The organism is Streptomyces sp. SID14436 (genome assembly GCF_010548465.1).
Lineage (GTDB): Bacteria > Actinomycetota > Actinomycetes > Streptomycetales > Streptomycetaceae > Streptomyces.
In genome coordinates, this window is record NZ_JAAGMD010000281.1 from 1 (window position 1) to 2,193 (window position 2,193).

Genomic DNA, 2,193 nt, shown 5'->3' on the forward strand with positions numbered 1-2,193 from the left:
TGGGGCGCGGGTGCCGGGCCGTGCGGTGCGGCTCAGTGCTCTTCGGGGCCAGGCCGTCGGTGCGGCTCAGTGGGGCGCGGGTGCCAGGCCGTGCGGTGCGGCTCAGTGGTCCTCGGGGGCCGGGCGCCGGCCGCGCCAGAGGACGACGGTGGCCACGAGGAGCACCGCGCCGGCCCCGCCGGCCAGTGGGGCGGCCCAGGCGGTGGCCCCGCTGTCGGAGCCGGAGGTGTCCGGGCCGGGACCGAAGTAGCGGTCGCCGTGGGAGGCCGGCTTCAGGCCCTTCGGTTTGAGCCGGTCCGCGGCCCGCAGCGCGGCGGCCGGGTCGACGAAACCGAAGCCCCGGGAGTCGTCGCGGCCGCCGGCGGGGGCGTTGCGGGCGGTGTCCGCCAGGAGGGACTTGAGCTGCGCCGGGGTGAGGTCGGGGTGGGCCGAGCGCAGCAGGGCGACGGCGCCGGAGACGAACGCGGCGGCCGCACTGGTGCCCCAGCCCTCGTAGTACTTGCGGTCGGGGTCGGCGATGATCACGTCGACGCCGGGGGCGCTGACCGTGGCGTACCAGCGGCGGGTGGAGAAGGCCGCGCGGGTGCCGTACCGGTCGACGGCGGTGGCGGTGATGACGCCGGGGTAGGCGGCGGGGTACGAGACGCGGTCGCCCTTCTCGCCGCCGTTGCCCGCCGAGGCGACCACGGCGACGCCCTTGCGCAGCGCGTACTGGATGGCCTCGTCCTCGCCGGAGTCGGGGTGGGCGGAGGCGGAGTCGTCGCCGAGGGAGAGGTTGATGACGTCGGCGCCGTGGTCGGCGGCCCAGCGGATGCCTTCGGCGAGGGCGTTGCCCCGGGTGCTGCGGGCCTTGGACCGGGAGGAGTCGCCGTCCTCCAGGATGACGCGGACGGGCAGGATCCTCGCCTCGGGCGCGATACCCATGACGCCCTCGGTGTCGCCGGGGCCGTGTCCGTGGCCGGCGATGATCCCGGCCATGGCGGTGCCGTGCCGGGCCCAGGCCCGGTCGCCGGGGCCGGCGCCGAAGCCGACCAGGTCCTTGCCGGGGAGGACGTTGCGGGACAGGTCGGGGTGGTCGGCGTCGACTCCGGTGTCGAGGACGGCGACGGTGACGCCCGCGCCCTTCGTGGTCTGCCACGCCTCCTGGGTGCGCATGGCCTCCAGGCCCCACTGGCGGGCGCGGATGCCGTCCGCGTGGGCGGGGGCGGCGGGCAGCAGGGCGAGGGCGGCGGCGAGCAGGACGCCGAGGGCGGCGGTGCCGCGCCGGGGGGTGCGGGAGAGGCTCATGAGGGTCGCTCCGTGGCCGTGCGGACGTGCCCGCGCAGACCGCGTTCGACGCGGTCGGCGAGGCCCCGCGCCTCGTGCCCGAGGCCGGCCTGGGCGACCGGGCCGGTGGCGCCGGACTCCATGGCCGCCTCGGCGGACTGCGGCTCGGCGACGGTGCGGCCGTCGGCCCAGCCGGAAACGGCGTACACGACGACGGGGGCGTCGGTGAGCACGGAGATCACCCAGGCCGCCCGCTGCCGGGCGCCGAAGTCCTCGGCCGCGGTGCCCTTCGCCGCGTACGGCAGGGGCATCAGGTCGCTGCGGCCCGCCAGGCGCTCTTTGTCGAAGCGTGCGGCCAGGGCGGTCATGCCGGCGGCGTCGGCCTTGGTGAAGAGCAGTCCGACGGTGGTGACGTGGCTCTGCGTGGCGTCGGTGTAGGTGGCGCGCAGCAGGCGCTCGCAGCCGACGGTGCCGAGGACCTTGCGCAGCAGCGGGTCGAAGGCGCCCTTGCAGCCGCTGTCGGGGGCGACGGCGATCCGGGTCCAGGTGCGGTCGGCGCCGCCGGGGCCCGCCCCCTTGCCTTCGAGGGTGGGCGGGAACAGTTCGTCGACGGGGACGCTGTGCCACAGGGCCGCGGCGGAGGCGAACCCGCCGCCGGTGCCGGTCTCGCCGGAGTCCCCGGCGAGCCAGCTGCCCGTGGCGGCGCCGCCGATGAGCCCCGCTCCGAGGACGAGGCAGACGGCGGCGGCCACGACCTGGGACCGGGGGCGCCGTCCGAGGAGCCGGGGCCGGGCCTGCCCGTCGTAGCCCTCGGGCTGCCCGAAGGACACGGCCGGCCGGCCGGCGGGCGGGGTGCCGCCCGGGGCCGAGGGGGCGCTCCAGGACAGGGCCGGGTCGGGAAAGCCGTGGGGCGGGCCGGCCGGTGCG

At 77.9% G+C, this 2,193-nt stretch carries 2 protein-coding genes; both read right to left on the bottom strand.

Features of this window, described 5'->3' with window-relative positions; all coding sequences use genetic code 11:
• Nucleotides 1-102: 102 nt before the first annotated feature.
• A complete protein-coding gene (gene mycP / locus G3I53_RS10260) occupies nucleotides 103-1,287 on the bottom strand; it encodes a type VII secretion-associated serine protease mycosin (protein ID WP_164438253.1) in 1,185 nt (394 codons plus the stop codon).
• Nucleotides 1,284-2,096: a hypothetical protein gene (locus G3I53_RS10265; protein ID WP_164438254.1), complete on the bottom strand. Its 813-nt coding sequence runs from the start codon at nucleotides 2,094-2,096 to the stop codon at nucleotides 1,284-1,286. Before G3I53_RS10265 ends, mycP begins: the two co-directional genes overlap by 4 nt.
• Nucleotides 2,097-2,193: the final 97 nt, after the last annotated feature.

Coding starts and splice junctions, on each gene's coding strand:
- mycP (WP_164438253.1), bottom strand. CDS start 1,287: ATGAGCCTCTCCCGCACCCCCCGGCGCGGCACCGCCGCCCTCGGCGTC.